The 26,450-nt window shown below is 59.3% G+C and carries 21 protein-coding genes and 5 pseudogenes; 8 read left to right on the top strand and 18 right to left on the bottom strand.

Annotated features, from left to right (window positions below):
* Positions 1 to 26: 26 nt before the first annotated feature.
* The 5 genes from AYK65_RS17370 to AYK65_RS17350 form a co-directional block, all read right to left on the bottom strand.
* Complete coding sequence (locus tag AYK65_RS17370) at positions 27 to 1,400, bottom strand: NosD domain-containing protein (RefSeq protein ID WP_139793219.1); 1,374 nt, start codon at positions 1,398 to 1,400, stop codon at positions 27 to 29.
* 212 nt (positions 1,401 to 1,612) lie between these two features.
* Positions 1,613 to 2,755 (bottom strand): ABC transporter ATP-binding protein, encoded by a 1,143-nt coding sequence (locus tag AYK65_RS17365; protein ID WP_081159120.1) that lies wholly within the window; start codon positions 2,753 to 2,755, stop codon positions 1,613 to 1,615.
* 13 nt (positions 2,756 to 2,768) lie between these two features.
* Positions 2,769 to 3,605 (bottom strand): carbohydrate ABC transporter permease, encoded by an 837-nt coding sequence (locus AYK65_RS17360; protein ID WP_026618185.1) that lies wholly within the window; start codon positions 3,603 to 3,605, stop codon positions 2,769 to 2,771.
* Positions 3,598 to 4,479, bottom strand: coding sequence for a carbohydrate ABC transporter permease (locus AYK65_RS17355; RefSeq protein ID WP_081159118.1), 882 nt, complete (start codon positions 4,477 to 4,479; stop codon positions 3,598 to 3,600). Before AYK65_RS17355 ends, AYK65_RS17360 begins: the two co-directional genes overlap by 8 nt.
* Before the next feature lie 53 nt (positions 4,480 to 4,532).
* Positions 4,533 to 5,792, bottom strand: a complete 1,260-nt coding sequence (locus tag AYK65_RS17350; RefSeq protein ID WP_081159116.1) for an ABC transporter substrate-binding protein — start codon at positions 5,790 to 5,792, stop codon at positions 4,533 to 4,535.
* Between the two features lie 166 nt (positions 5,793 to 5,958).
* Here AYK65_RS17350 and AYK65_RS17345 point away from each other — a divergent pair, with 166 nt between their 5' ends.
* A complete protein-coding gene (locus tag AYK65_RS17345; RefSeq protein ID WP_026618182.1) occupies positions 5,959 to 6,990 on the top strand; it encodes a LacI family DNA-binding transcriptional regulator in 1,032 nt (343 codons plus the stop codon).
* Positions 6,991 to 7,178: 188 nt separating this feature from the next.
* On the opposite strand, the gene AYK65_RS17340 is transcribed toward AYK65_RS17345, so the two are convergent.
* Complete coding sequence (locus AYK65_RS17340; RefSeq protein ID WP_081159115.1) at positions 7,179 to 7,685, bottom strand: cupin domain-containing protein; 507 nt, start codon at positions 7,683 to 7,685, stop codon at positions 7,179 to 7,181.
* 184 nt (positions 7,686 to 7,869) lie between these two features.
* Here AYK65_RS17340 and AYK65_RS17335 point away from each other — a divergent pair.
* The 4 pseudogenes from AYK65_RS17335 to AYK65_RS32995 form a co-directional block, all read left to right on the top strand.
* Positions 7,870 to 8,288, top strand: a pseudogene (locus AYK65_RS17335) (tyrosine-type recombinase/integrase).
* A gap of 513 nt (positions 8,289 to 8,801) precedes the next feature.
* A pseudogene (locus AYK65_RS17330) lies at positions 8,802 to 9,194 on the top strand (adenylate/guanylate cyclase domain-containing protein); the annotation flags it as partial.
* A pseudogene (locus tag AYK65_RS17325) lies at positions 9,155 to 9,592 on the top strand (NAD(P)/FAD-dependent oxidoreductase); the annotation flags it as partial. The pseudogenes AYK65_RS17330 and AYK65_RS17325, both read left to right, overlap by 40 nt.
* 144 nt (positions 9,593 to 9,736) lie before the next feature.
* Positions 9,737 to 9,880, top strand: a pseudogene (locus AYK65_RS32995) (cupin domain-containing protein); the annotation flags it as partial.
* A gap of 254 nt (positions 9,881 to 10,134) precedes the next feature.
* Here the strand turns inward: AYK65_RS32995 and AYK65_RS17315 are convergent.
* The 10 genes from AYK65_RS17315 to AYK65_RS17270 all read right to left on the bottom strand — a co-directional run bounded on the left by AYK65_RS17315 (position 10,135) and on the right by AYK65_RS17270 (position 22,276).
* A complete protein-coding gene (locus tag AYK65_RS17315; protein WP_081159113.1) occupies positions 10,135 to 10,971 on the bottom strand; it encodes a GNAT family N-acetyltransferase in 837 nt (278 codons plus the stop codon).
* A 284-nt stretch (positions 10,972 to 11,255) separates the two neighbouring features.
* A complete protein-coding gene (locus tag AYK65_RS17310; protein WP_026617089.1) occupies positions 11,256 to 11,609 on the bottom strand; it encodes a cupin domain-containing protein in 354 nt (117 codons plus the stop codon).
* Between the two features lie 130 nt (positions 11,610 to 11,739).
* The gene (locus tag AYK65_RS17305) at positions 11,740 to 13,236 is read right to left on the bottom strand and encodes an NAD-dependent succinate-semialdehyde dehydrogenase (RefSeq protein ID WP_081159243.1); all 1,497 of its coding nucleotides are present in this window, start codon (positions 13,234 to 13,236) and stop codon (positions 11,740 to 11,742) included.
* Positions 13,237 to 13,477: 241 nt separating this feature from the next.
* Positions 13,478 to 13,954, bottom strand: coding sequence for an Lrp/AsnC family transcriptional regulator (locus AYK65_RS17300; RefSeq protein ID WP_026617087.1), 477 nt, complete (start codon positions 13,952 to 13,954; stop codon positions 13,478 to 13,480).
* Positions 13,955 to 14,066: 112 nt separating this feature from the next.
* Complete coding sequence (locus AYK65_RS17295; RefSeq protein ID WP_081159111.1) at positions 14,067 to 15,401, bottom strand: NAD(P)/FAD-dependent oxidoreductase; 1,335 nt, start codon at positions 15,399 to 15,401, stop codon at positions 14,067 to 14,069.
* 78 nt (positions 15,402 to 15,479) lie between these two features.
* The gene (locus AYK65_RS17290; RefSeq protein WP_081159109.1) at positions 15,480 to 16,790 is read right to left on the bottom strand and encodes an NAD(P)/FAD-dependent oxidoreductase; all 1,311 of its coding nucleotides are present in this window, start codon (positions 16,788 to 16,790) and stop codon (positions 15,480 to 15,482) included.
* Between the two features lie 183 nt (positions 16,791 to 16,973).
* The gene (locus tag AYK65_RS17285) at positions 16,974 to 17,852 is read right to left on the bottom strand and encodes an ABC transporter permease (RefSeq protein WP_081159108.1); all 879 of its coding nucleotides are present in this window, start codon (positions 17,850 to 17,852) and stop codon (positions 16,974 to 16,976) included.
* Positions 17,853 to 17,886: 34 nt separating this feature from the next.
* Positions 17,887 to 18,837 carry an ABC transporter permease gene (locus AYK65_RS17280; protein WP_026617083.1) on the bottom strand — a complete coding sequence of 317 codons (951 nt, stop codon included), beginning with the start codon at positions 18,835 to 18,837 and terminating at the stop codon, positions 17,887 to 17,889.
* 72 nt (positions 18,838 to 18,909) lie between these two features.
* On the bottom strand, positions 18,910 to 20,574 hold the full coding sequence (locus AYK65_RS17275; RefSeq protein ID WP_046117147.1) for a peptide ABC transporter substrate-binding protein: 1,665 nt from the start codon (positions 20,572 to 20,574) through the stop codon (positions 18,910 to 18,912).
* Positions 20,575 to 20,611: 37 nt separating this feature from the next.
* Complete coding sequence (locus tag AYK65_RS17270) at positions 20,612 to 22,276, bottom strand: ABC transporter ATP-binding protein (protein ID WP_081159106.1); 1,665 nt, start codon at positions 22,274 to 22,276, stop codon at positions 20,612 to 20,614.
* A 227-nt stretch (positions 22,277 to 22,503) separates the two neighbouring features.
* On the opposite strand from AYK65_RS17270, the gene AYK65_RS17265 reads away from it, so the two are divergent.
* Positions 22,504 to 23,172: a FadR/GntR family transcriptional regulator gene (locus tag AYK65_RS17265; RefSeq protein ID WP_014761032.1), complete on the top strand. Its 669-nt coding sequence runs from the start codon at positions 22,504 to 22,506 to the stop codon at positions 23,170 to 23,172.
* A 95-nt stretch (positions 23,173 to 23,267) separates the two neighbouring features.
* Here AYK65_RS17265 and AYK65_RS17260 read toward each other — a convergent pair whose 3' ends face one another.
* Positions 23,268 to 23,876 (bottom strand): LysR substrate-binding domain-containing protein, encoded by a 609-nt coding sequence (locus AYK65_RS17260; protein ID WP_244559989.1) that lies wholly within the window; start codon positions 23,874 to 23,876, stop codon positions 23,268 to 23,270.
* A gap of 79 nt (positions 23,877 to 23,955) precedes the next feature.
* On the opposite strand from AYK65_RS17260, the pseudogene AYK65_RS32740 reads away from it, so the two are divergent.
* Both AYK65_RS32740 and AYK65_RS17250 read left to right on the top strand, forming a co-directional pair.
* Positions 23,956 to 24,785: pseudogene (locus AYK65_RS32740) on the top strand (PdxA family dehydrogenase).
* Between the two features lie 192 nt (positions 24,786 to 24,977).
* Positions 24,978 to 25,484 carry a 4-hydroxythreonine-4-phosphate dehydrogenase gene (locus AYK65_RS17250; protein ID WP_244559988.1) on the top strand — a complete coding sequence of 169 codons (507 nt, stop codon included), beginning with the start codon at positions 24,978 to 24,980 and terminating at the stop codon, positions 25,482 to 25,484.
* A gap of 214 nt (positions 25,485 to 25,698) precedes the next feature.
* Here AYK65_RS17250 and AYK65_RS17245 read toward each other — a convergent pair.
* The coding region (locus tag AYK65_RS17245) for an NAD(P)/FAD-dependent oxidoreductase (RefSeq protein WP_139793218.1) at positions 25,699 to 26,450 on the bottom strand (752 nt) is incomplete at its 5' end.

Here is a 26,450-nt window from a genome sequence, read left to right as displayed (position 1 = left end):
CTGAATTTCGAGAGTCTGCGTTCGGCCTATATTAAAACTTTGCCACTTATCCAAGGAACTGGAGTACCCCTAAATGCATTCATTGTTTTATCCATCTCAACCTGTTCGTCATTCCCTGAATCCAGGACTGTATTCCGCACGGACACATTTTGCACGAGTACCGTAGTTACTTCGAGCGGCTTCACATTGTTAGTTGAAAGCAATGCGCCCACTTGTGTTGAAAAACAGGCACTGTTTGGTGCATCATTGATTTGCGATGTTTCGGTTGTCGCCACGATGTGATTATTTGCTATGTAATTGCCGCTACCGGAAACCACATTAATTATCACAGGCTTGACGGCGAGAGGCTTGATATATTGAGTATCTATTGTTTCTGAAATGTGGTTCGCAATTATCGAATTGTTGCTGCCGTCAATTTGCAAAAGTCCGAACAGATCATCCAAGCCGTTATCGTACTTCTGCATGGGCGCCCATGGCTCGCGATCTCGCAAAAAGTGATTTGAGGAAACCAAATTTTCGCAACAGTTAGCAGCAAAAACCAACATTCCTGGATAAAACGAATGGAATCTATTTCCTGTGACCGAGGAACGCACCACGCCGGAAAAATAGACACTGCTAGCACCTCGAGGGAATACGTTGTTTGAGGATACTAGAATGCCCCCATAATTTTCAGCATAAATGGAATGTCCCTTATAACCGGCTCCGACAAAATTGTTTGCTATTCTTGAGGCCTGCCCCATACCCTTCAATTCGATGCAGCTGCCGCACTCCGCAATGAAATTGTTGTCTATCGCCAGCGCATCTGCATCATGAACAATAACTCCATGCTCCAGATAGATAAGACCCATCCCCGTTATTCGGCATGAGTCATTGGCGCTGCCTACATAGATTCCCGTTTTGCCATTCTTATATGTATTTTCTGCATCATTTTGCCCCGAACCATCGTCAATGAAATGCAGACCATCAATGCAAAAATCAGCAAACTCCACAGAGCTTATACGAGGATTTCCGGTGCGCTTAACATAAAACGCGGCTCCAGCAGTCTCACCGTCGGCGGCCTCTGGAGAAATGTCCACAAGTATACGACTACCGCCCGGCCACACTTCGTGCCAGCGTGCCAGCTCGTTTGCGGGCGTGTTGAAACGGATGCTCGAAGACGTAAAACCGTGTCCAGAGCCCACAATTTTCAGATAGCTCACGTCAATAACGACTTGAGTGGCAAGACGGTAATCGCCCGGCGGTACATAGATAACTGCTCCAGGTTTCCCGCCGTCATTTAGATCGGAAACAGGTTGCCTGCTTTTAATATCTGCAATGATGCTATTGATGACCGCCCCAATATCCTCATAGGGATTACCTACGGGATACTTTGTCACGTCATAACAGTTTTCGCTAACCATTGTTAATGTCTTCTCGGACATTTCTTACTCCCAGAGCGGTAGTAGACTGATGTTCTTGATTGGCTTGTTGCTTGCAAGTCGACTGGGGAATGCGTTCAACCAGCTCTCTGTCTGGCTTTGTAGTAAGATCCTAGCCGGAGATCCGAAGGCGTCGCAGGCGATTGGTGGCGATAGAGGGGCTAGTCATTCTTGTTTTTCTCCTGGCTATGCCATCACCAGATGCTGGTGCGGGTGTCCGGTTCAAAGAAGTGAAGTTCTTCGGCATCGACAGCGACGCGCGCGATGTCACCTGCGCGTGCTGTGCTCTTCGGAGAAAAACGGGCTACAGCAGCTTTTTCGTCGCCGATGTCGGCGACGGCGTCCGGGTCGCCGGCATCCACCCAAGATGCGTCGATATTCAGATGCACCATGGATTCAGAACCTAGCGCCTCAACAAGAGTGACCGGGGCCGAGATCTCGGCCGAAGAAGGCCGGATTGCGGCGTCGTTCATGTGCTCGGGCCGGATACCGATAATGACCTGACGGTTGGACGCCCCGTTGAGCGAGGGGCGATATTCGAAGACCCGGTCAGGGATTTCGAAACTGTTGCTGCCCAGGGTCAGGGTCCTTCCATTCAGAACGGCCTCGTACAAGTTCATCGAGGGCGATCCGATAAAGGCGGCGACAAAGACATTGTCAGGGCGATTGTACAGGTTTTGCGGTGTGTCGACTTGCTGCAGCACGCCGCCTTTCATGACAACTACGCGGTCACCCATCGTCATCGCCTCGACCTGGTCGTGTGTCACGTAAATCGTAGTGACATTCAGTTTTCTTTGGAGGCTGGCGATCTCGGCGCGCATCTGCACGCGCAGCTTGGCATCGAGGTTCGACAACGGTTCATCCATCAGGAAGGCCGCTGGTTTGCGGACGATCGCTCGTCCCATGGCGACACGCTGACGCTGGCCTCCGGAAAGGAGTGCCGGCCTGTGGTCGAGCAAAGTCGTCAATTCGAGGGTGCGCGCGGCTTCGTCTACGCGGTTGGCAATTTCGGTCTTCGGCAGCCCGGCCATCTGCAGGGGAAAGGCGATATTTTCGCGCACTGTCTTGTGGGGATAAAGCGCGTAGGACTGGAACACCATGGCGATGTCGCGATCCTTGGGATCGACATCGTTAACTAACCTGCCACCGATCCTGAGTTCACCGCTAGTAATGCTCTCCAGGCCAGCGATCATCCTGAGCGCCGTAGACTTTCCACATCCTGACGGACCGACGAAAACCATGAACTCGCCATCCCTGATGTCGAAGCTCAGATCGCGCAGAGCGTGAAAGCTGTTTCCGTAGACCTTGTTGATATTGCGCAGCTCTATGGCGGACATGCTTCTGCCTCCCTCATCCCTTTACAGCGCCGAATGTCAGGCCGCCGACGATCTGTTTTTGAAGTGCGAGCGTTACGACGATCACGGGAAGCGAATAGAGCACCGCGGCTGCGGTCATCGCTCCCCAGGCAAGCCCGTAGACTGAGTTGTATTCGGCGATGACGATCGGTGCCGTTTTCGTAGCCTCCGATGTCAGCAGCAACGCGTAGAGGAACTCGTTCCAACTCGTGATGAAGGTGAAGAGCGCAGTCACTGCGATCCCACCAATCATGACGGGAAGGATAATCTTCCGGAATGCCTGGAAACGTGTGCAGCCATCCATGCGTGCTGCTTCTTCGAGTTCCTTCGGCACGCCTTCGAAGAAGGCGGACATGAGCAACAGCGCCAGCGGGACGGCAGCCGAGGTGTGGGCGAGAACCAGGCCCGGGATCGTGTCGAGCAGGCCCAGAGACTTTAAAAGCTGGAACAGCGGCACACCCAGAGACACCGACGGCACCATACGCGTGACCAGCGCAAACAGCAGGAACAGGGTGGTGATCCTACGCCGGTACTGCGTTGCGACGTAGGCTGCGGGGACCGCCACCGCCAGCGAGAGCACTGTTGTCAGCACCGCCACCGCGAGCGAGCTGGCGAACGCCTTCGGCAGAGCCGACGATTGCAGCACTTCGCGAAAGTTTTCGAGCGAGACCACTGCAGGCAGGAAGCTCGGCGGAATCTGCTGGACATCCGCCGCCGGCTTGATCGAGGTCATGAGCAGGTAGACGTATGGCAGCGCATAGGACAGAACGAGCACGAGGGCCGCCGCGTTGACCAGGATGCCATTGATATTGAAGCGGCGTGCCCTACGCATGAGCCGGCCTCCATATCTTCCAATATGCCGCGGCGGCGAGAAGCATCATGACGATCAGGAACAGGGTCCCGGATGCCGATGCCTCGCCAAGATCGCCGAACCGAACCATGCGCTGATAGATGTTCATCGAGAACACTTCCGATGCGTGATTGGGGCCGCCTTGCGTCTGTATCCAGATGAGGTCGAAGGTCTTGGCCGCATCTACAGCGCGGACGATGACAATGACGGCGATAACCGGACGCATCAGCGGCAAGGTGACGTGCCAAAACCGCTTGAACGCATTCGCGCCATCAATCCGGGCAGCTTCGAGCAAGTCTTTCGGAATGTTCGTCAATCCGGCGTAGGACACGAGCGCGACAAAGGAGGTCGTCAGCCAGATATCGGCGAAGGAAACGGAATAGATGACGATGTCCTCGTCGGAGAGCCAGGCGATCGCATCGGGGCCTCTGATAATACCCAGTTGGACGAGCCCATAATTGAGAATGCCAATGTTGCCGACCAGCAGAAAGCGCCACAGCAGGCCGGCGACGATCGGCGGCACCATCAGCGGCAGCGTGAAGACCGTGCGATGCCAGCGCGATCTGCCAGGAAGTGCCGAAAACAAGAGAGCGGCGCAGAAGCCGAAGGTAAACTCGAAGAACAGCGCAAAGACCGAATATTGAATCGTTCTCAACGCGCTTTCGGCGACGCGCTTGGAGGTTAGCGCGTCGATATAGTTCTTGAGCCCGACCCACTCCCTTATTTGGGGGGTGATGGTGTCTACCTTGAAAAAGGAATCAAACACCAGGAGCCCCACCGGGTATGCGACCAGCAGGCCTAGGATGGCGAGCGCCGGCGCAAGCATGCAGAGCACAAATCGGTCTTCACCCGACATGGCTGTCTCCGAAAGCTGATGATAGGCAGAGAATTTTCTCCTCTGATGTAGAGTTAGTTGAGGATGTCCTCGATCGTTTCCTTGGCATCCGTCAGGACCTTGCCGACATCCGCCTTACAGGCCAGGGCCTGCTGCACGGCGGGAAGGACAGCTTCATCGACGATTTCCTGATATTTCTCATTCATCGGCCGCCCTTGGGTCGCCGGCGCACTCAACGTCTCAAGCAGCGGCGTGAAATGCTCATATCCCGGCTTGCCGGAATAGCTGCGATAGGCGGAGTCCGTCGCGGCAAGGCCGAGCGGCGCTTCGATGCCCAATGCATTGTTGGCGATCGCAAAGGCTATGAATTTCTTGGCTGCGTCCTTGTGCTGCGACGTCGAAGGAACAACATTGTACCAGGGCCCCGGAATGGCGGCGATTCCGGCCTCGCCCGCCAGCATCGGTGCAACGCCGACCTTGCCGCTGACCTTGGAATCCGCAGGCGTCATCTTGTAGGCGTGGGCCCAGAATTTCATCATGGCCGTCTTGCCTTGATAGAACAGGTTCTGAGCCTCGCCCCAACCGATCTCATTCACATTCTCCGGCACCGAATGATCGGTGCAGTGCGGGGCGATGTAGAATTCGAGCGCCTTCTTATGCGCTTCGTTATCGATGATAACTTTGCCATCCTTGTCGAGGATCACACCGGGCGAGCCCGCCTGAAGCACATGCGCCATCCACTCTTCGGAAAAGGTGCCGATGGTGTCGGTGCCCCAGAAGTCGGTTTTGCCGTCGCCGTCCGTGTCGCGGGTGAAGAACTTTGCCATGTCGCGCCATTGTTGCCAGGTCTTCGGCGGAGCAAGGGGATAGCCATACTTTTCCTGGAACGCCTTCTGCTCCTCCGGTTTGCTGAAGAGGTCCTTGCGATAGAAAACGATCTCCGCATTCGCCCAGGCGGGCATTCCGATCATTTTGCCTCCAACCTGTGCGTCGGCAAGCAAAGCTGGTGGCAGATCCTTGCGAACCGCGTCGGTGAAAAGCGGTGAGAGATCCTCGACATGGCCCGCGAATTTGGCATTCCAGACAACATCGATCGTAACAACATCGAACGCCGATGAACCGGAGGCTATCTCGGCCGAGAACTTGTCGAATACGCCCTGGTAGGGAACGACCGTGAACTTCACCTCGACGCCGGTCTCAGCGGTGAACTTCTCGGCCACGGCCTTCTGCAGCATCTCGCCGCCGCCTTCGACCAGGATATTGATGGTTTCGGCATTCGCCGGCGCCACCATGAAGATGAGCGCAAGCGCGCTGGCTGAAAGCAAATTCTTCATGAGATCCTCCTGTCTTTGAGCGAGGCTCTCACTCCAGCCTCCGATGAAGGGAAGCATAATCTCGCCATGACGACGTTGTCAACGCGAGTTGTCGACGTTGTCATCAAAAATGTCGACGTTGTCATTCCCTTGGTGTACAACTGCTTCAGAGAGAAAGGATTACTGCATGGTCAGCATCGTCAGTGTCGCTAAAGCGGCCGGGGTATCGAACAAGACCGTGTCCCGGGTGATCAACGGCGAACCGCATGTGACCGAGGACACGCGAGAAAGAGTGGAAAAGGCCATTCGTGATCTCGGCTACATTCCCAACATGGCCGCGCGCCAAATACGCTCAAGCCGCTCCAACACGTTCGGGATCATCACCGACTATGTTTCCACGACTCCGTATTCGGTCGATATCGTGCGCGGAATCCAGGATTGGGCCAATACGCATGGAAAAAGCATCCTGATGGCAAACACCGGCGGGTTACCCGAACGTGAGGCGGAAATCTGGAAAATGTTCCAGTCCCACCGTATCGACGGGGTACTCTACGTGACGATGTACCACCGCGTTGTGGATCCCGAGGCCGGAGATGTGAGCATACCGACAGTAATGATCAACTGCCGGCCGCAGACGAGCGAGCTCTTGCCATCCATCGAGCCTGACGACTTCCAGGGCGCCCGGGACCTCACCCGATATTTGCTCGAACGGGGACATCGAAGGATCGGCTATATCAGGCTCAACCCGATTCTGCTTGGCGCTGAACTGCGTCTCGATGCCTTCCGCCGCACTGTGAAGGAATTCGGCCTCGCGGAGAGCGACCTCTCCATTCGTCTTGGGATGGAAGGACCGGTCGGAGCAGAAGAGAATTATGTGTTTGCGGCAGCGACCGAAATGTTGCAGCAAAAGGATCGCCCAACTGCGATCATGAGCGGCAATGATGAAATGGCGATTCAGATCTATATTGCGGCTTTGACGTTGGGACTAAGAATCCCGCAGGACGTCAGCATTGTTGGCTTTGACGATTTCAGAACCGTATCATTGGCGCTGAAGCCCGAACTGACCACCGCGGCATTGCCGTACTATGATCTCGGTTTCCAAGGCGCCGAGTGGCTGAACAGCGTCATTGCCGAAGAAAAGGTGCGCGCGAGTCGTCGTGTCATCTCGTGCAAACTTGTCGACCGTACATCTGTGTGCTCTGTAAAACCGCCGGAGTGATGGTCGCCCGCTCTATATCCGACAACTAGCTTAGCTAGCCACCTGATTTGCGGGAACGCTGGGCATGGCGCAACCGGTTGACTTCCATAGCGTTTTCCGACACGCGCACTGTGAGGCAACGTGAAGCGAAGTCCGTGCCGCAAACGGGACAGCCCGTCCCGCCGAACGAAACAGAGGCTCCCAAACGGTCAGCCTGGATGTCTGTGGATTGGATCGACCCAATAGACTTCCTCCGGCTTTTCCACCGGATCGACATCGGTGATATTCACCACCACCGCCTCGTTGTCGGACCGCACCAGCACGCATTCGAGCACGTTGTCGGGATCGGCATTGATTTCCTGGTGTGGCACAAAGGGTGGTACGTAGATGAAGTCGCCTGGGCCGGCTTCCGCGACGTATTCGAGCCTGTCGCCCCAACGCATGCGCGCCTTGCCGCGAACGACAAAGATTACGCTTTCGAGCAGACCATGGTGATGCACGCCGGTCTTGGCATTGGGCTCGATCGACACGGTGCCGGCCCAGATCCTCTGGGCGCCGACACGCGCATGATTGATGGCCGCCTGCCGATACATGCCGGGAGTCTGGGCCGTATTGTCATCGAGTTGGTCCCCCTTGATGACGCGAACGCCGTTATGTTTCCACCGGTCCTCTGCGTGATGGTGGTCATGACCGTGGTGATGAGGGTGATCCGACATGCTGGCCTCCGTTATTCGGCATCGGGACCGCACGAGGTCCTAGATCGGCTCGCTGGAATTTAGCAGCCTACTGGTGCCGTGCAAAATCGCTTCCAGACGACATTATGCGATCTTCTGTAACGGGTTTTGCGTTAATCCCTTGTGAGCTTAATCCCTCGCCGACCTGGCGCTGTTCAATCTCGCGATCGACAGCAAATTGCGAGCTTGTGATCTGGTCGCGATCTCGGTTGGGCGATCATCATTCAGAAGAAGACCAGCCGACCCGTGCAATTCGAACTCACCGATCAAACGCGGGAGGCTGTCGCTGCATGGATTGGAAGTCGCAGGCTCGGTGAACGGGATTACCTGTTTCCAAGCCGCGTGCACGCATTGCCGCATCTGTCGACGCGGCGATATAGCAGGGTCGTCGAAAGGTGGGTGTCGAGCATCGGGCTTGATACCAAACGCTACGGCACACACTCGATGAGGCGGACGAAGGCGGCCCACATTTACAAGAAGACCGGCAACCTGCGCGCCGTCCAGCTCTTGCTCGGCCACAAAAAGCTGGAGAGCACCGTACAATACCTCGGGATCGAGGTGGACGACGCCCTGGCCATTTCTTAGCAAGTTGAATTGTAGTGCTCATGGCGGCGCTTCTCATTGAAGCGCCGCCCTCGCTGGTCCCGCTCAAGGTCAAGGCCCGACCTTTTTGCGACGGATCGAACCGGAAAGATCGACCCGTTGCGGTCATCGAAAGCAGGCGCGTGAATGGCCCGATTCAGGCCGTTGCGAACCTTCAACCGAACACCCGTTTGCTCAAATGCCGACGATCTGATCCGTTTGCGAGCGGCCAACAGCAGGTGGGAATAAGTGGCATAGACTCCGTGACACGCCAACGGGAGCCGCTGCCTTCCGAGGCGTTCAGCCTTCGGCGATTATCATCTACATCGATACGAACGGCGCTCTGGCCAGGTCGCCGCTATTGACCCACAGTCGCCGCACAATGCTGACTGCACGTGTCCTGTGCGTGCATCGCCCTGACTCTCGAAGGGGCCGCCAACACTGGAGAGGCGACCTATAGGTTGCTTATTGCCTATATGCTAACGTTCGGCTTGTCGTCTTGCTTGAGGGATCCCTATGGAAAGGAAGCTCGCGGCTATCCTAGCGGCCGACGTCGTTGGGTACTCGGCGCTGATGGAGCGTGACGAGACAGGGACATTCGAACGTCTTACCGCGATCCGCAAGGAGCTGATTGAGCCGGAAATCGCGAAGCGGCGCGGCCGCATCTTCAAGCTCATGGGCGATGGATTGCTTGCCGAGTTCGGCAGCGCCGTCGATGCTGTAGAATGCGCCGTTTCGCTGCAACGCTCACTCAACGAGCGCAACGCAGACGCGACGCAGAACGAACGGCTTGAGCTAAGAATAGGGCTCAATCTCGGCGAAGTTATCGTCGACGGCGACGACCGCTATGGCGAAGGCGTAAACGTGTGCGTGCGTCTGCGATCCAAATCGGTGTCGGCAAATCCATGTTCCGTGGACCGGAAGCGCTCGCGAGTTGGAACAAGGATACCCAATCGCCCTTCGAGCGAATGCGCGTTCTCGACCCATCGCCGAGCCGCCGCACGATCGCGGCTATTCTGAAAGGTGTCACGGAGCAGTTCCCTGCGCTGGCGGGCATCGAAGTCGCCGACAGCTGGGGAGCCTATGTGGATTGCACGCCGGACGCGGTGCCGGTCATCTCGCCGGCCGATGGTGTAAAGGGTCTTTACCTGGCCGCGGGCGGCTCCGGCCACGGCTTCGGGCTCGGGCCGGGTATCGGACGCCTGGCGGCCGACCTGGTTGCCAATGATACACCCTGTGTCGACCCCAGCCCCTTCCGCCTGTCGCGTTTCGTTGATGGTTCGAAAGTCAAAGTCGGCGCAATCTGATCGTGGAGGTCAGATCAGAAGTAAGCCGTTTTGGAGCGAGGCGCAGAGGCAAGCTAGCGGAATGGATGACGATGCATCCTTCTTCTAACGACGATGCGGATATCACTTTCACTCAGGTAAAAAATTGAGACCTAGATGTGACTACTGAAAACCATCGACCAGAATCCATCGTTTGAACCGAAGCATAGAACTGCCGAGCCGGATCGCCTCATCGCAGGCAGTCGCGCTTTCAAGACCTGGTTGCAGGACACCGCCAAGGAGGGCAGAGTCAATACCGGCGTCTTCGAGGAGCCTTGAGCATGGTTGGTGACTGCTCTCGAATTTCCACAGGTATTGCACGCCGGCATGAACTCCCGAATGGAGCCAGACGAGCCGCTCGTTACGAGCCGCTCCGAAGATGATGAGGTAGCGGATAGAGTTCAGTCAGGGTTTCCGCTGCGCTGCCCCGATCGATGAATTTCGTCGACTTTCCATCCAGCCCCGGGTTCCGCTACCGGATCCGCAAATCCGGTTCAATGATAACGGCCTCCTCAAACATGCAGTCAGCCAATAGCCTGGCTTGCCAGGCAGAAAGTTCGAACCGCCGATATTTGAGACCGGCCTTTTGCACCCCGGACCATCGCAACGACTCCGTCCCCGTGAGGTAGCCCCCAGCCTTCGAGCAACGACGAAAGGCCGCTCTGTTCAGGGATGTCGATACGCACGAAACGACCTTCCTTACCGGAGAGGATGAAGGCAATCAAATCCCTCGCCTGTTCGGCGTTTTCTGCCACGACCGGCCCGACGACTTCGCCCATCCCGAAAGACCGCGTGGCCGCGAAGGCGACGATATTGCCACCGTTCCGGATAACGGCAAAGGGCCCCTCGTTCGCCAGCGCATCGTGGAGCGCGTCGCGATCGGCGCCGAAAGCCGCACGATCGAGCGTTTTGACTGGCGGCAGGGCGTCGGGCCCGATCCACCCCACATTTTCAGGTGTATCGACGTGACCAATAACGCCCTGGTGGCGGACGATTTGATGCGTCGCAATGAACCCCAGCTTTTCGTAAAGGGGTAAACCGTCACTTGTCGCGGTCAAACGGCATTCCCGATCACCGGCGAGTTCCATCACTGCGCTGGTCAATTGTCTTCCCAGTCCCCGGCCCCGCTGGCTTTCATCGACTATAATCATGTTGATGGCTGAGCAGGTGTCGCCGAAGGGAGTCATGAGAGCTGTGCCCACGACACGATCACCCACAAGGGCAACCCGCCCCTCGCTTAGCGACCATATCATCTCCCAATCTGCTCTCCTGTGTGCCCAGCCCGCTGCACGTGACAGACCCAGAGCACCATCCAAATGGTGAGCCTCGAAAGGCGCGAGAGTGAACGTTTCCGTTCGCATGGGTTGATCCGTTTCATTGGGATCCACGCTCACCTTGGAAACAACAGCGGCAGGTTTTACCGCTCTCGGGGTGAGTGATGAGATCTCAGGCAACAGCGAAGCGCAAGCTCTTTGTGAAAGGCATACTGCTGGAAGCACGAACTGGGTTTAAGAGACGCTTGGGCGAATAATCGCCCAGCCATTTTTCGAGCATCGCCGACCGGCAGACCTGCCCTGCCAAGTCGCCCCGTCCCCTCTCAAAAAAGCAAGTAATGTGCGTCGGAACGGTCTCTTCGGCGCAACGATCAAGTGACGGTGACGTAGATTTTCCGTACCGTCTCGATCGTTTTCCAGACCCCGACATAGCCGGGTTTCATCACGAAGCTGTCGCCCGCGCGATAAATGACCGGTTCCTTACCCTTCTCTGTCAACTCGACCACTCCCTGCAGGATATGGCAGAACTCAAAGGTTTCGCCCTTGATGGAGTGCGTCTCACCGGGAGTGGCCTCCCAGACGCCGGTATTCACCTTACCCTCTTTGTCGCTGTCCTGCGCCCAGGTTTTGAAGGCGGGTGCACCGGCGATAAGGCGATCCGGCGCGGGGGACGCGTGCTTCGGTTCGAACGAGGGACTCGGGTCAATCGTTTTGAGTAGTGACATCTGGTTCTCCATTTTTACCTGGGTGAAGGCAAAGCCGCGTCGTCGTTAGACGAGATGGATGTGAGTCGGCTCCGACCTCGTTACGAGACCGTCATTACGGTAGAAGGAAGCGGTCAGGATCGCAGAGTGCCTACCAGCTTGCGGCGATGTATTTCGTTTCGAGATATTCGAGCATGCCGTGGTGGCTTCCCTCGCGGCCGAGGCCGCTCTGCTTCATGCCGCCGAACGGTGCGGCAGCGTCGGAGACGACGCCTCGGTTGATTCCGACCATGCCGCTTTCCAGCCGCCCGGCGACCGCAAGCGCGCGTTTGAGGTCGCTGCTGAACACATAGGACACCAGCCCGTATTCGGTATCGTTCGCCATCTGGACGACCTCGTCCTCGGTTTCAAACGCAATGACTGGCGCAACCGGCCCGAAGATTTCTTCGCGAAGGATCTCGGCATCGGGAGAAACGTCTGCCAGTACGGTAGGCGGATAGTAGAAGCCGTCGCGGTTCAACCGGCCGCCACCCGTAACCAGGCGGGCTCCCTTGGCAATGGCGTCGTCCACCAGGCGTTCCACCTTGGCGACCGCGGCCTCGGTGATCAGTGGCCCGAGCTGCGTGTCCGGAGCCAGGCCTGCTCCGACCTTGAGCGCCGCCATCTCTTCCGCAAACCGCCGCGTGAAGTTCTCGAGAATTCCCTTCTGGACATAGAAGCGGTTCGCAGCAGTGCATGCCTCGCCGCCATTGCGCATCTTGGCAACCATTGCTCCGGCGACAGCCGTCTCCAGGTCGGCATCGTCGAATACAACGAAGGGCGCATTGCCGCCGAGTTCCATCGAACAACTGACAACCTGGTCCGCAGCCTCGCGCAGCAGTGTCCGGCCGACGCCTGTCGAGCCTGTAAACGACAGCTTCCGTACCCGCTTGTCATGCAGCATGGCGCTGACCACGGGGCCCGCTTTCCTCGTTGTCACGATGTTGACCACTCCGGCCGGAACGCCTGCCTGCCGCATAATTTCGCCGATCGCCAGTGCCGTAAGCGGGGTCTCCGCTGCGGGCTTCAGGATGCATGTGCACCCAGCGGCCAGTGCGGGAGCGATCTTTCTGGTCGCCATTGCTGCCGGGAAGTTCCAAGGCGTCACCAACACGGCGATACCAATCGGCTCGTGGTTGACGATGATCTGATTGGCGCCGGAGGGGGCAGGTCCGAACTCGCCCGGCGCCCGTACAGCTTCTTCCGCGTACCAGCGGAAAAACTCCGCGGCGTAGGCGACCTCCGACCTGGCGTCCGCAAGTGCCTTGCCGTTTTCCACGGTGATCAGTTGCGCCAGCCATTCGGCCCGTTCGAGCACAAGGTGAAAACACTTCATCAAAACGTCCGAGCGACGCCGCGGCGAGGTCGCCTTCCAAACCGCAGCGGCCTTTTCCGCTGCGTCGACCGCGGATATTCCATCGCCGATATCACCGTCGGAAACTGTGGCGATCACATCTCCGGTCGAGGGGTCGACCACTTCAAAGGTGCGGTCTTCTTTTGCAGACACCCATTCGCCGCCGATGAACAGTTGCGTAGGAGCATCGCGGACTACGGCAGCCGAGGCGGGAGAGACAAGCGGAGTTGTTTTTTGCGCGGGAGTTGGCTTCACGTTCAGCACCTTCGCTACCAATCAGGTTGGACACGCGATCAATATAAGATTGGTTTTATGATTGGTGTCAATATAGATCAAATTGGTTGCGGCGATAATCTGCGAGGCTCATGACCGTGATACATCCGTGGCTTCACGGCTCTGCATTAACCCGATGAGGGAACGGCTAGGGTCAATCTGACGACGGTTTGAAGCGAGGCCTCTACAGGTCCGGATAGAGGCTGGCAGGCAGTTCGGCTCCCTAAATGTCGAACAGATTCGTCAGGGGCATGTGGTACTTCGTGATCGGCGATTTGAGCACGACGAAACTGAAGTATTTCTCGATTCCGACGTCCATTTCTACCAGCCGCTCCATCAGCGACTGGTATTCTCCTATGCTGCTCGCCACGAACTTGACGAGATAGTCGTAGTCGCCCGAGACGACGTGGCATTCGATGACTTGCTCTATATTTTGGATGGCCGACATGAAGCGGGCGATGTCGGCCTGGCGATGGTTCCTCAGGGTTATCTCTGTAAAGACAGTCAGAACCTGGCCAAGCTTTCCCATGTTGATCATCGCAGAATAGCCGCCGATATAGCCTTCTGCCTGCAGCTTCTTCACTCGCACGAGACAAGGGGTTGCGGATAGGTTAACGAGCTCGGCGAGCTCGACATAAGTAATACGTCCGTTCTTCTGGAGCTCGGAGAGGATCTTGATGTCAATTCTGTCCAGTTTCATATGCGCCCACCCGGTTGTTGCCACGACCTTTGCATGAGCGGTTGGAGTCTCGTCAGTGGACGAGGCTCAGTGACAATAATCCCTTGGGTTACAAAGGCAGCCGATCTGGCGGCTACATCATTTCGGGCCGTCGGATCGCCGAGCCATCGCTGAACCGGCTCAGCCTGTAAGGCGAAATGTCGGTCAGTGGCTCTTCATTCAAGACAATCTCGCTCACCAGCCGGCCAGCCCCCGGTCCGATCGCGAAACCGTGTCCGCTGAAGCCGGCGGCGATCACGTAGCCGGGGAGTTCCTCCACTCTCGAGATAACCGGCACGAGGTCCGGAGAGGTATCGATGAGCCCGCCCCACGCGCGCTCGATCCCGATCCCTTTCAGCGCCGGGTACTCGCTTTCAAGGTTCTTCACTGCGAGTTTGACGAGTTCCGCGTCGGGCGCCGGATCCAGAATGCGGCTCTTTTCGAACGGAGAGATCTCGTCGTTCTCCCAGCTGCCGAAGGCATCGGGGCCATTCCAGAAGCTGCTGTTGAGGCGGTATTTGAGCTTCTTGCCGATCTTGCTCCGATACATCTCGTAGAACTTGAATGCATATCGCATTCCTCGCGGCGTGATGTCGAGCGTACCGTGTCCGGGTACGGCAACCGTGTAGGAGCCATCGATCCGACGCCGCAACACGAAGTTCGAAGCCGATAGGCATCCTGCTTGAACGATTTCGGGCGCCGGGGTTGTCTTGATCGCGGTCCCGGCGATGTTGGCGACTGGAACTTCGATGCCATAGCGATGAGAAAAGCGGGAAGCCCATGCTCCGCCGGCGCAAACAACGGTGCTCGCTTTCACAATTCCCCGCTCCGTCCACACCCCTGTTACCTGGCCATTGGTAATGTCGAGGCCTCGAACGGCGCAGTTCTGATGGAGCGATACGCCGTTTTCCTTCGCGGCCTCGGCGATGGCAGGCACAGCAAGGCTCGGTTCCGCTCTCCCGTCAGTCGGAGACCAGACGCCGCCGACCCAGGAGGACGTGCCGCCCGAGGCCCGCTCATTCGCCTCGGAAGCAGTGAGTATCTGGCTGTGGAATCCTTGGACGCGTGCGGCCTTTCCCCACTTTTCCCACCTGGCGACATCCGCCTCGCTCTTGGTGCAGTAGAGTATCCCGGTCCGACGAAAACCGAGATCGCGGCCGATCTCGGTGCCCAATTCCTCCCAGCGCCGCAGACTGTACATGGCAAGGGCAAGCTCATGGAGATCGCGGTTCTGCTGCCGGACCCACCCCCAGTTGCGGCTCGATTGCTCGCCGCCAACGATGCCCTTTTCGAGCAGAGCAACGGAGACGCCTTGGCGGGAGAGTTCATAGGCCGTGCATGTACCGACGATCCCTGCCCCGATGACGACGACATCCACCTGGGTTGGAAAAGAGGCGCTGTCAGGGACTTTCTGAACCTCGACCGGCATGATCTGTATTCCTCTGCAATAGTGCATGATTCTCGATAGCGCCCCGCAGGAGCGCTGGAGTCCTCAAACGGTCAAGCTCTATCGGCGGGCGCGGTACAGGGCGATGCGGTCCTGCATCCGATAGCCCTCAATGATCGCCGGCATGAACCAGGGATTGCCATTGTAAAGGGGAATGAATGCAGGCGGCCGGAAGTCGAAAGCCGTGCGCGCTTGCGCGGCATGCCCCAGCAGCTTGTGAGCCGCGCGCGTTCCGATCCATGGGGCCCAGACCACGCCCGAACCGCAGAAACCGGTGGCATAGACCACGCCGTTCTTCTCGAAGATGCGGGGCAGCATGTCGCGGTGCATCGCCACATTGCCAAACCAGGTGTGCGACAGGCGAACGTTCTCCAGTTCCGGGAACAGGTTCACCAAGCCGCGGCGCAGAAACAGCTTCGGCGCGGCCGGATCGCCGACGCGCGAACTGTCGCGCCCCCCTAGAAGAATGCGTTTGCCGTCGGGCGTCGGGCGGTAGTAGAACCCCAGTTGCCTGCCCTCAATCATCATCATCCGCTTCGGCATCAGCCGCGCCATCACTTCTGGCGGGAGCTCCTCGGTGACAATGATCCGGCTGCGAACCGGGACCAGCCGGCGGCGCAAGAAGGGAACGGCGCCGTCGGTATAGCCATCCGTGCAGACGAGAACCTGGCGGGCCACCACCGTGCCCGCCTCCGTCGCGACACGGAACTCGGAACCATCCCTCGTTACCGAAGTCACACGCGTACCTGCATGGACCGTCAGTCCCGAAGCCAGCGCCACCCGCAGGAGCTCAGCGTGGAACTTGGCCGGGTGCAGCCCACCAATATCCATCCGCGCCATGCCGCCGCGATAGAAATCCGTGCCGATGTAGTTGCGCTGTTCGGCGTACGGCACCGCATAGGCATCGATCCCCAGTCTCTTCGCCAGCACTTCGGCGCTCCGGGCCGTCTTCTCGTAATCGTCGTATCCGATTACGCCCTTGAACTGGCCAACCAGCTGAAAGTCGCACTCGAGCCCTTCGGTCCTGATGAAGTCATAGAGGAATTCGCGGGCGACCTTGCCCTCCGCCTCGATTGCAATCGCCTTTTCTTCGCCGAAGCGCCGGGTGATCGTGGCGTAGTCCGGCCGAATGCTTCCGCTGGTGATTCCGCCGTTGCGCGTCGAGGCCCCCTCACCCGGGTTCATTGCGTCGAAGGCCGCAACAGAGCGGCCCTCGCGCGCCAGAACGAGACCCGCCGATAGCCCGGTGTATCCGGCGCCTATGATCGCCACGTCGACCTTCTTGGCCAGCGGCTGCCGCGTCAGCGGTTTGACGGGTGCCTCCTCCCACCAGTAGGGCGTGTTCTTGTCTGCGATTCTGGAGTCTTCCATGGGACTAACGTCTCGTTGCGTCGGCCAAGGGCCTAGTGGGACTGATGACGATGAGAGGCGAGTTGCATCGGGCTTATGTTTCGATCAGGTGCAGCAGCTTGCGCATGCATCGCCTGTTGAAAACCAACTGTTGGGTGTTGCCTTCGCTAAGCTGCTGCGATTTCGCCGGGGTGCTTATTTTCCTCAGTTGTGATCACCGCGAACATCGAGCGCATCGCGCAGCCCGTCGCCGATGAAGTTGAAGCTTGTTACAGCGATGGCAATGGCCGCACCAGGAATGATCGCCAGCCACGGTGCGGTCCCCAGATACTGCTGCGCGCCATTCAGCATGTTGCCCCAGCTGGGCAGCGGCGGCTGAATTCCATAACCGAGGAAGCTGATATAGGCTTCCATGAGGATGGCGCGAGCGACGGTCAGGGTGGCCGCGACGATGATCGGACCGATGGCGTTCGGAAGGATCTCGCGGAACATGATATGGGTTCCGCTTAAGCCCAGCATGCGACCGGCCTGGACGAATTCGCGCTCGCGAAGGGAGCGGACCTCGGCCTCGACGATCCGGGCGACCTCCATCCAGCTGGTGGCGGCAATGACGACGGTAATCATCATCGGGCTTGGCTTCAGCGCCGCGGCAAGCGCCAGCACGAGGAAGATCGACGGGAACGACAGGAAGCCATCGACGGTGCGCATCAGCGTCGTGCCGATCCAGCCGCCCCGGTAGCCCGCAATCACGCCGACAAGGGTGCCGATCAGCGTCGACAACAGCATCGCGGAGAAGCCGACCAGCAGGGAAACGCGCCCAGCCATGAAGAGCCGCGCCGCCAAGTCCCGGCCCAGCGGATCGGTGCCCATGTAATGGTGGCCCGTGAAGGGCGGAGCAAAGCGGGCGCGCAGATCGATATAGAGTGAATCATACGGCAGCAGGTAGGGGCCCAAGACGCACGCCAGCGTCAGGACGGCGATCATCACCATCCCGAGCAGGGCCAGATGGTGGTTCATGAAGCGGTGTGCCGTTCGGCTGTTCCACCAACGCTCCTGGCGTGAATTTGCAACAATGGCGGTCATAATGGTGGCCTCCTGTTGAGCGTCCATGAGGCGATTAGCTCAGACGGATACGGGGATCGATGATGGCGACGACGATATCGGCGAGCAGGTTGCAGAGCACGACGAGTATTGCCGAGAACATGAGCAGCCCCATCACGACCGGGTAGTCGCTGTAACCGAGACTATCGAGGAACAGCCGGCCCATGCCCGGCCAGGTAAACACCGTCTCGGTAACCAGAGCACCCGTGAGAACGCTGGGAAGCTGCATTCCCGCAAGTGTGATCATTGGCAGCAGCGCGTTGCCGACGACATGCTTCATCAGGATCCGACGCTCACTCAGCCCCTTGGCGCGGGCGGTCTTGACGAATTCCTGGCTGATGACGTCAAGCGTCGCCGTTCGCATGTAGCGGCTCCAGATGGCGACATGCACCAGCGCCAGCACAATGCTCGGCATGATCAGGTGATGAAGATAATTCAGGACCGAGCCGTCGCCGATCGTGTACATGTTTCCGGCTGGCAGCCAGCCCAGGCGCAGCGAGAACACGTAGATGCCGACGAGACCGAACCAGAAGGTCGGGATCGACAACGCCACCATGGCACCGACTGTCGCCAGATAGTCGAAAATCGAATAGCGGTGCGTGGCGCCGCGGATGCCGATCCACGTGCCGATGGCGATGGCAATCACGGTGGAGGACCCCATCAACAACAGCGTCGCAACAAGGTGGCGGCCAATCACGTCCAGCACGGGAGCGCCGTCACGGAAGGAGTGACCCCAGTCGCCCTGAACGAGGCGCCAGGCCCAGTCCAGATATTGCATCCACAGTGGACGGTTGAGTCCCAGCTGTTCTTTGAGACGGTTGAGATCGTCCTGGGTCATGCTGGGATCGAGCCCGAACTGCGCCAGCGGGCCACCCGGAAGCAGATTCAGGACGACGAACCCGATGACCGAAACGATCAGGAGCAGGACGAGGCTCTGTGAAAGGCGATTGAGCAGGAAGCCGCGCATTGGCTTTCCTCCTTATGACAGCGTCAAAGAATGGCCGCCGCCTGAGCGGCGGCGGCGTGTGTCACGCGTAGGTCAGCTCTGCCAGCGCCATCCGGCGGCATGCCAGGATGCCGTGCGGGTATTGGCATTGGCCTCGAAGCCCTCGAGACCTTCCTTGCGCCCCAACACGTTTGTATAGGCAAACAGCGGCAGGAACGGCAGGTCCTGACGGACGATCTCCTGCACGCGGTTGTAGATCGCCCGCCGTTCTTCCGGATCAAAGGTGCGGGCACCTTTCTCGAGCAGCGCATCAACTTCCGGGTTGGAGTATTGGGCGGTGTTCGAGCCCTTCCCGCCCTTCGCGCCAATGGCGCTGCTGTGGAGACGGTTGGTGGCGTCCGGATCCGCCGCGATGAGATAGGTGACACCGGCGATCGCCGAGTCGAACTGCGACTTGAGCCAGAACTCGCCCCACATGACGGCGGCCGGCATATTCGAGATCGTCATCTCGACGCCGATCTCCGCAAATGTCTGCTGCAGGAACTGCTGCACTTGCTCACGCAGATTGTTGCCCGACGTCGTCGAGTTGGCGAACGACAGCCGCACCCCGTCCTTCGCCCGGATCCCATCCGGGCCCGGAACCCAGCCCGCCTCGTCGAGGATCTGTCGCGCCCGATCGAGGTTGAACTCCTGCGCCGGAAGGTTCGGATTGTAGTAGTAAGACTCCTTCGGCATGAAGCTCTCCGTTAGAGTGCCTACGCCGAAGTAGATCGCATCGATAATGGCCTTTCGATCCATTGCGGCATAGAGCGCCTGGCGCACCGCCGGATCCTTGAATTGCGGCTTCTCGAGATTGAGAAAGACCGACTCGAGCGATGCCCCCGGCTCCAGCGTCACCACACGCCCGGGCAATGTCTTGGCTTCCTCGTAATGGTCGGCGGTTATGTATGCCTGGTCCACCAAGTCGATGTCGCCGCTCTTGAACTGGGTGTAGAGCACCGTCATGTCGGGAATGTATTTGAAGACGAGCCGCTCGATATAGGGGCCGTCGCCGAAATATTGCGGGTTCGCGACGAGTTCGAGATGGTCGCCGGCAACCCGCTGCGCCCACTTGAAGGCACCGGTGCCGACGGGCGCCTGGTTGAAGGCGGCGGTGTTGGGATCGGCCTCCTTCTCGAGAATGTGCTTGGGCACCATGAAGGTTTCGGCGAGGAACGACAGATAAGGAGCGAAAGCCTCCTCCATGCGCCAGGTCAGCTCAGTCGGCGAGACCACCGTGATGTCACGCACCAGGGAATGCCCACCCGTGCGCCACGCGCGGAAGTTCGGATTGGTGATTAGCTCGAGAGTGAACTTCACATCCTCGGCGGTGAAGGGCTCGCCGTCATGCCAGCGCACGCCGTCACGCAGGCGGATGCGCCAGTTCAGACCGTCCTCCGAAATGCCGCCGTTCTTCTGTGATGGCACTTCGGCCGCGAGATTGGGTTGGAGAACACCCTTCGGATCCATGCGGAAGAGAGCGTCGAACACCGAGAAATGGACCGCGTCGTCTACCTCGATATGGGCCATCAGCGGATTGAAGACGGTCGGTTCTTGCGAAAGCCCGACGACGACGCGGCCGGTCGGGTTGGCGGTTTCGGCAAAGGCAGGTTTGCCGAGCAGGTTGGGGGCGGCAAAGCAGGCGATGCCGCCCGCTGCCATGAGGCGCAGCGCGTCGCGTCGAGAATAGGTCGATGTGGTTGTCGGATCTTTAGCCATGATGTCTCCTCCCTAGTGGCGATCTTCGCCGTGGCTCTCAAAAGTTCGCAGCAGCCGGCGGTGTGCTCCTCGGCCGCTCCCCCGGAATCGCCGCCACCAACTCGCGCGTGTAGGCCGATTGCGGGTTCAGAAAGATTTGTGATGGCGGACCGCGCTCGACGATCTGCCCTTTTTGCATCACCGCGATTTCGTCGCAGATCTGGCTAGCGACGCGCAGATCATGGGTGATGAAGATCATCGATACGCCAGTTTCCCGCTGGATCTGATCGAGCAGCTTGAGGATCTGGGCCTGGATGGACACGTCGAGCGCAGAGACCGCCTCGTCGGCAATCAGCAGCTTGGGCTTGAACATCAAAGCTCGGGCGATGCCAATGCGCTGGCGTTGCCCCCCGGAAAACTCGTGCGGATAGCGGCCGAAGGCGCCGGCATCGAGACCGACATGGGCCAGCAACGCTCGCGCCTCCTCGCGCGCCTGGGCGTAAGGCATGCCGTGTGCGACGGGACCGACGGTAAGGATTTGTCCAATGGTCGAACGCGGGTTGAGCGACGCGAAGGGATCCTGGAAGATCATCTGGATCCGCGGCCGCAGCGGACGAAATTCGGATTCGGAAAGGTTGGCGATGTCGCGGCCTTCGAAAAGAATCCGACCGCCATCACTGTCCTGCAGCTTGATCAAAAGCCTTCCGAGCGATGACTTGCCGGAGCCGCTTTCGCCGACAACGCCGAGGGTGCGTCCCGCAGCCAGATCGAATGAGACGTCCTTCACTGCAGGCACGATGCGTTGGCTGCCGAACAGGGCACTCCCGCTACGATAAGTCTTCGACAATCTTTCGACCTTCAGGATCGTCTCGTTGCTCGCCTTCGCCTGAGCTGCGCGATCCTCGCCCGTCAGATGCGGAACGGCGGCGATCAAGCGCTGGGTGTAGGGGTGGGTGGGGGATTTCAGAACCTGCTCGGCGCTGCCTTGCTCGACAACGCGGCCTTTCTCCATCACCACGACACTGTCGGCGATCTCGGCCACGACGCCGAAGTCATGGGTGATGAACATCACGCTCATGCCCTTGCGGCGCTGAATGTCACGGATCAGTTTCAGGATCTGCGCCTGCGTGGTGACGTCGAGGGCCGTGGTCGGTTCGTCGGCGATCAGGACCGTGGGCTCGAGCGCCAGGGCCATGGCGATCATCACGCGCTGTCGTTGCCCACCCGAGAGCCGGAACGGATATTGGTAGTACATGAGCTCCGGATCGGGCAGACCGACTTCAGTCAGCAGCTCGATGGCGCGCTGGCGCCGCGACGCCTTCGTGCCCACGCCATGTGCGGTCAGGACTTCGGTAACCTGCTCGCCGACCGTCATCAGCGGATTGAGCGCCGAGAGCGGATCCTGGAAAATCATCGATACGACGCGGCCGCGCAGTCCTCGCAGTTTTTTCGCCGGTGCGCCGATGATGGCGGTACCATCGAGATGAATAGCGCCGGACGAGACGGGGATCAGCTTCGGCAAAAGCCCCATGATCGTGTTTGCCGTGACCGACTTGCCTGAGCCGGACTCGCCGATAATGCACAGGATCTGGCCCCGCTTGAGATCAAACGAGATGTTCTCGACGGCATGGGCCCGTTCCATGCCTTTCGGCAAGTCGACTGTCAGGCCACGCACCGAAAGCGCTGCGTCGTCTCCAGAAACAGCCTCTGTTCTAGCGGCCATCGAGATTCCTCCCTTTCAACGGAGCGGTTACCTTGCGATTTTAGTCGCCGGCCCTATGCGTGCTGCCCTCCGACAATCGTTCTGAAGCAGTACGCAGCATGCAGTCCCTGTAGTTCAGCGCCATTCGCTACCAATCAGGGGTCTGATCCTCAATCAATATAAGATTGGTCTTGCAATTGGTGTCAATATAGATCAATTTGGTTGCGAAAAATAATTAGCGAGGGCTCATGAGCGTAGTCTTGAAGGATTTCATCGAAGCCGAAGGTCTGGAGCCCGGGGATCGGTTACCGCCTGAGCGCGACCTGGCGCTCAAACTCGGGCTGCCCCGCACCGCACTTCGGCGGATGCTTGCTTCTCTGGAGAAGGAGGGCCGGCTCATTAGGCACGTGGGCAGGGGGACGTTTATCGCTGGCAGCGGGGTTACCTCGACGGCGCTCCGTCGCCCGCCAGGCAGCACGGGAGACGCGTTGCGCACCTATCCGGCCGAAGTCTTCGAGGCTCGGCTAATCATGGAACCCAAGATCGCCGCCTTGGCGGCGTTACGGGCGACTAGGCAGGAGATCGACGAAATGCAGAAATCGATCGATCGGGGCAGCGCGGCGGAAACCCTGGTCGAATTCGAGAAATGGGACGCTGTCTTTCACCGCATCATCGTCGGAGCCGCCCGCAATGGTCTTCTCGCCTCGCTCTATGAAGGTATTCACACAGTACGGGCAGGAAACCTCTGGGGGAAAATGAAGGAGCAGTCACTAACCCCTGAGCGCATGAAGGCCTATATCGCCAAGCATCAGGCCACTCTTGACGCCATCAAAGATCGCGACAGCAGAGAGGCCGAGCGAAACATGTACGACCACATTGTCGAAGCCAGAGCAAACATACTTGGCCCGAATGCCTGAGCACCTGATAGCGGTCTGGTATTGAAGCGAGTTGTTGCACTTCGAATGCTTGACCGGTTTTGAGATCAAGTTAGGAACCGCGACGGTGTGTGGGCTCAAGACGCCACATAGAAATCTTTGTGAATGGCGGCGAGAAGCCAAGACACAAATTGATCGATTCCAGCCGTCTTCTTCGCCAGCGCCGAACGAATGATGCCGTAATGTGAGCCATTAGGCTGAAAGCCGAGCGGCGCGGCGAGGCCGCCTTTCCGGATATCGTCGAGGGCAATGATCTTGGGGCACATGGCCACGCCCAGACCGCCGGCTGCGGCCTCCGCCATCAGGAAATGATGGTCAAGGAAGCGCGTCGAGCGCGGCTTCGGCGCGTCCGGATGGGCGGCGGACCACTTCTGCCAGGCATCCGGCCGGGTCTTTGCAGCAAGCGCGACATAACCACCGGCGGCAAACCGATCCGCCATGGCGGGATGCATGACGGGACCGACTTCCTCTTCGATCAACCGTTCGACCTGCCAGTTCGCATCGATCGCAAAATCCAGTCTGCGGATCGCGAGCGTGATACGGTCGCGCGCAAAATCGAAGCCCCCACCACCGACGGAAAGGTGAAGGTCGATCTCGGGCTGGCGATCCTGGAACTCCGAAAGCCGCGGGATCAGCCAGCGCATGGCGACGGACCGTTCGCAGGAAACGACGATCGGCGGGGACACGTCAACTTTGTGAACTTCCTCCAACGCCGACGCAACGAGCGACAGCGCGTTCGTTGTCGCCTGCGCGAGACGCGCCGGTCTGCACCTGAATGCGATCCATGACGTCGCCGATGCGAAGCCGGATGGCGCCCTGAATATCCTCGCCGGGTCCCGCATCGAAACCCCGCCAGCACTCGGCAAGGTGAGCGCCACCAGCGGCCGCATGGCCTATGATGCTGTCGTTGCAGCGATCGATCTCGCCAGATCGGGTAAAGTCGCCGGCATCGTGACCGCGCCGATCCACAAGGAGGCACTTGCCGCTGCGGGGCTTCCATACCCGGTCACACGGAAATCCTCGCGGAAAAAAGGTGGTGCGGGGCGCGTGGCGATGATCGCCAACGACGATATCCGCACCGTGCTGGTGACGATCCATTGTTCGCTGGCAGACGCGATCCGCCGGGCGGATTTTCCGGCACAGATGTCCGCGATCCGCCTAGCCCACGAGGGGTCGCGCGCTGGGAATCGCCCGCCCCGCATCGCTGTTGCGGGAATCAATCCGCATGCCGGCGAAGGCGGTCTCTTCGGAGATGAGGAAATCCGCATCAGCGCGCCCGCCGTCGAGGCGGCCCGCGCCGAAGGCATAGACGCCAGCGGCCCCTGGCCCGGCGATACGGTTTTCATGCAGGCCCGAAACGGCCGCTTCGATGTGGTCGTCGCGCAGTATCACGACCAGGGGCTGATCCCGGTCAAAAAACTCGGACTGGAAAGGGCGTGAATATCACGCTCGGCCTGCCCTTCGTGCACACAAGCCCCGACCATGGCACCGCCTTCGATATCGCCGGCCGAGGCATCGCCGATCCGAGGAGTCTCGAAACAGCGATCGACTACGCCCGCCGACTGGCGAAGGCACCGTGCGACCAGGAGGATTGACATGACCCGCATCGATTTCGTCTTCATGCTGACCCGCAACGACCGGACGATCCCGGATGCGCTGGCGCAGCTTCCCTTGGTGCTTTCTGCGGGTGTCCGTCATATTGGCTTCAAGGGTATCGGCCTACCCCTCAAGGTGCTTTCGAGCTTGACCGGGAAATCGGGGCCGCAGGCGCGAAGAGTTATCTCGAAGTGGTTTCACTCGACCGCGCCAGCGAAATCGCGTCGGTGCGCGCTGCCCTCACGCTCGGCGTCGACTATCTGCTTGGCGGCACCCATCTCGACGACGTCCTTCCCCTCCTTGAGGGAAGTGGTATCCGCTACTACCCCTTCCCCGGCCGCATTGCGGGCCATCCCAGCGTTCTGGAGGGTTCCATGACGGAGATCGTTGCAAGCGCAAAAGACCTTGCCGCCCGCGAAGGCGTCCACGGCCTCGATCTCCTTGCCTATCGCGCCGATGTCGATGGCGCAGATCTCATCCGGGCGGTCCGCGACGCTGTCGTCAAGCCCGTCATCGTCGCAGGCTCGATCGACCGCCCCGAACGCATCCATGCCGTCGTCAGCGGCCGGGCCGCCGGCTTCACGGTTGGCACCGCCGCTCTGGAAGGCCGCTTCCCTGCAGCCATTCCAGGCTTGACGCATCAGCTCCTGACAATCACTTCCATAAAGGACCAGGCGAAAGAGCTGACCGAGCAGTAACGGAGAATGCGCATGCGGCCTCTTCGACGCCATCGAACGGAGCCTCCGGCGTTGTGATCAGTCCTTCGTCGATCCGTATTTCAGGCCCTCCATCACCCGCAACGCAGGGCCGAGAATGGTTGTGTAGACGTGGCAGACGACCATAATCGATGTCATTGGCCGCGCGTAACCACCTCGCCCTCGACGGCTTCCACAAACAGGGATAAGCAGTACGCTACTGGAACCTGTCCAGCATCTTGTAATACATGCCGACGAGCGGCAGGAACCAGGGCTTGCCGAAATGGCCTGGCACCGCCGGCCATTCGAGACCGTTGAGCGGGTTGCGGTCCGGCCGGTCGAGGATCGCATCCGCCATGATCATGCCGAGATGCGTCGAAAGCTGCGCCCCATGGCCGGAATAGCCCATGGCGTACCAGACGCCGTCGTGATAGCCGGCGCGGGGGAAGCGGTCCTTGGTCATGTCGACGAGACCGCCCCAGCAATAGTCGATCTCGACACTGGCAAGCTGCGGGAAGATCTCGGCAAGGCTCGCCCGCAGGATCGCGCCGCTTTTCGCGTCCGAGCGTTGGTCGGACGTCGCCGAGAAGCGGGCGCGGCCGCCGAAGATCAGCCGGTTGTCGGGTGAGAGCCGGAAATAGTTGCCGATGTTCATCGACGTGACGCAGGTGCGATTGCCCGGCATCGTCGCCGCAATCTCCGCCGCCGTCAGCGGCCGGGTGGCGATGATGAAGCTGCCGACAGCGATGATCCGGCGGCGGAAATAGCCGAAGGTCGAAGGCGTATAGGCACCGGTGGCAACAAGCACGGCATCGGCGGTGACACTGCCCCGCGCCGTCTTCAGATGATGACGGTTGCCCGCCTGCCGATGTTCTGCGACGGCTGCCTGCTCGAAGATCGTCGCGCCGTGCCGGCTGGCTGCCTCGGCCAGCCCGGCGACGTAGCGGCCCATATGCATCATCGCGCTTT

The organism is Ensifer aridi (assembly GCF_002078505.1).
GTDB lineage: Bacteria > Pseudomonadota > Alphaproteobacteria > Rhizobiales > Rhizobiaceae > Sinorhizobium > Sinorhizobium aridi.
Note: the sequence above shows the minus strand (reverse complement) of the source record. Positions and strands in the feature narration are given on the sequence as shown.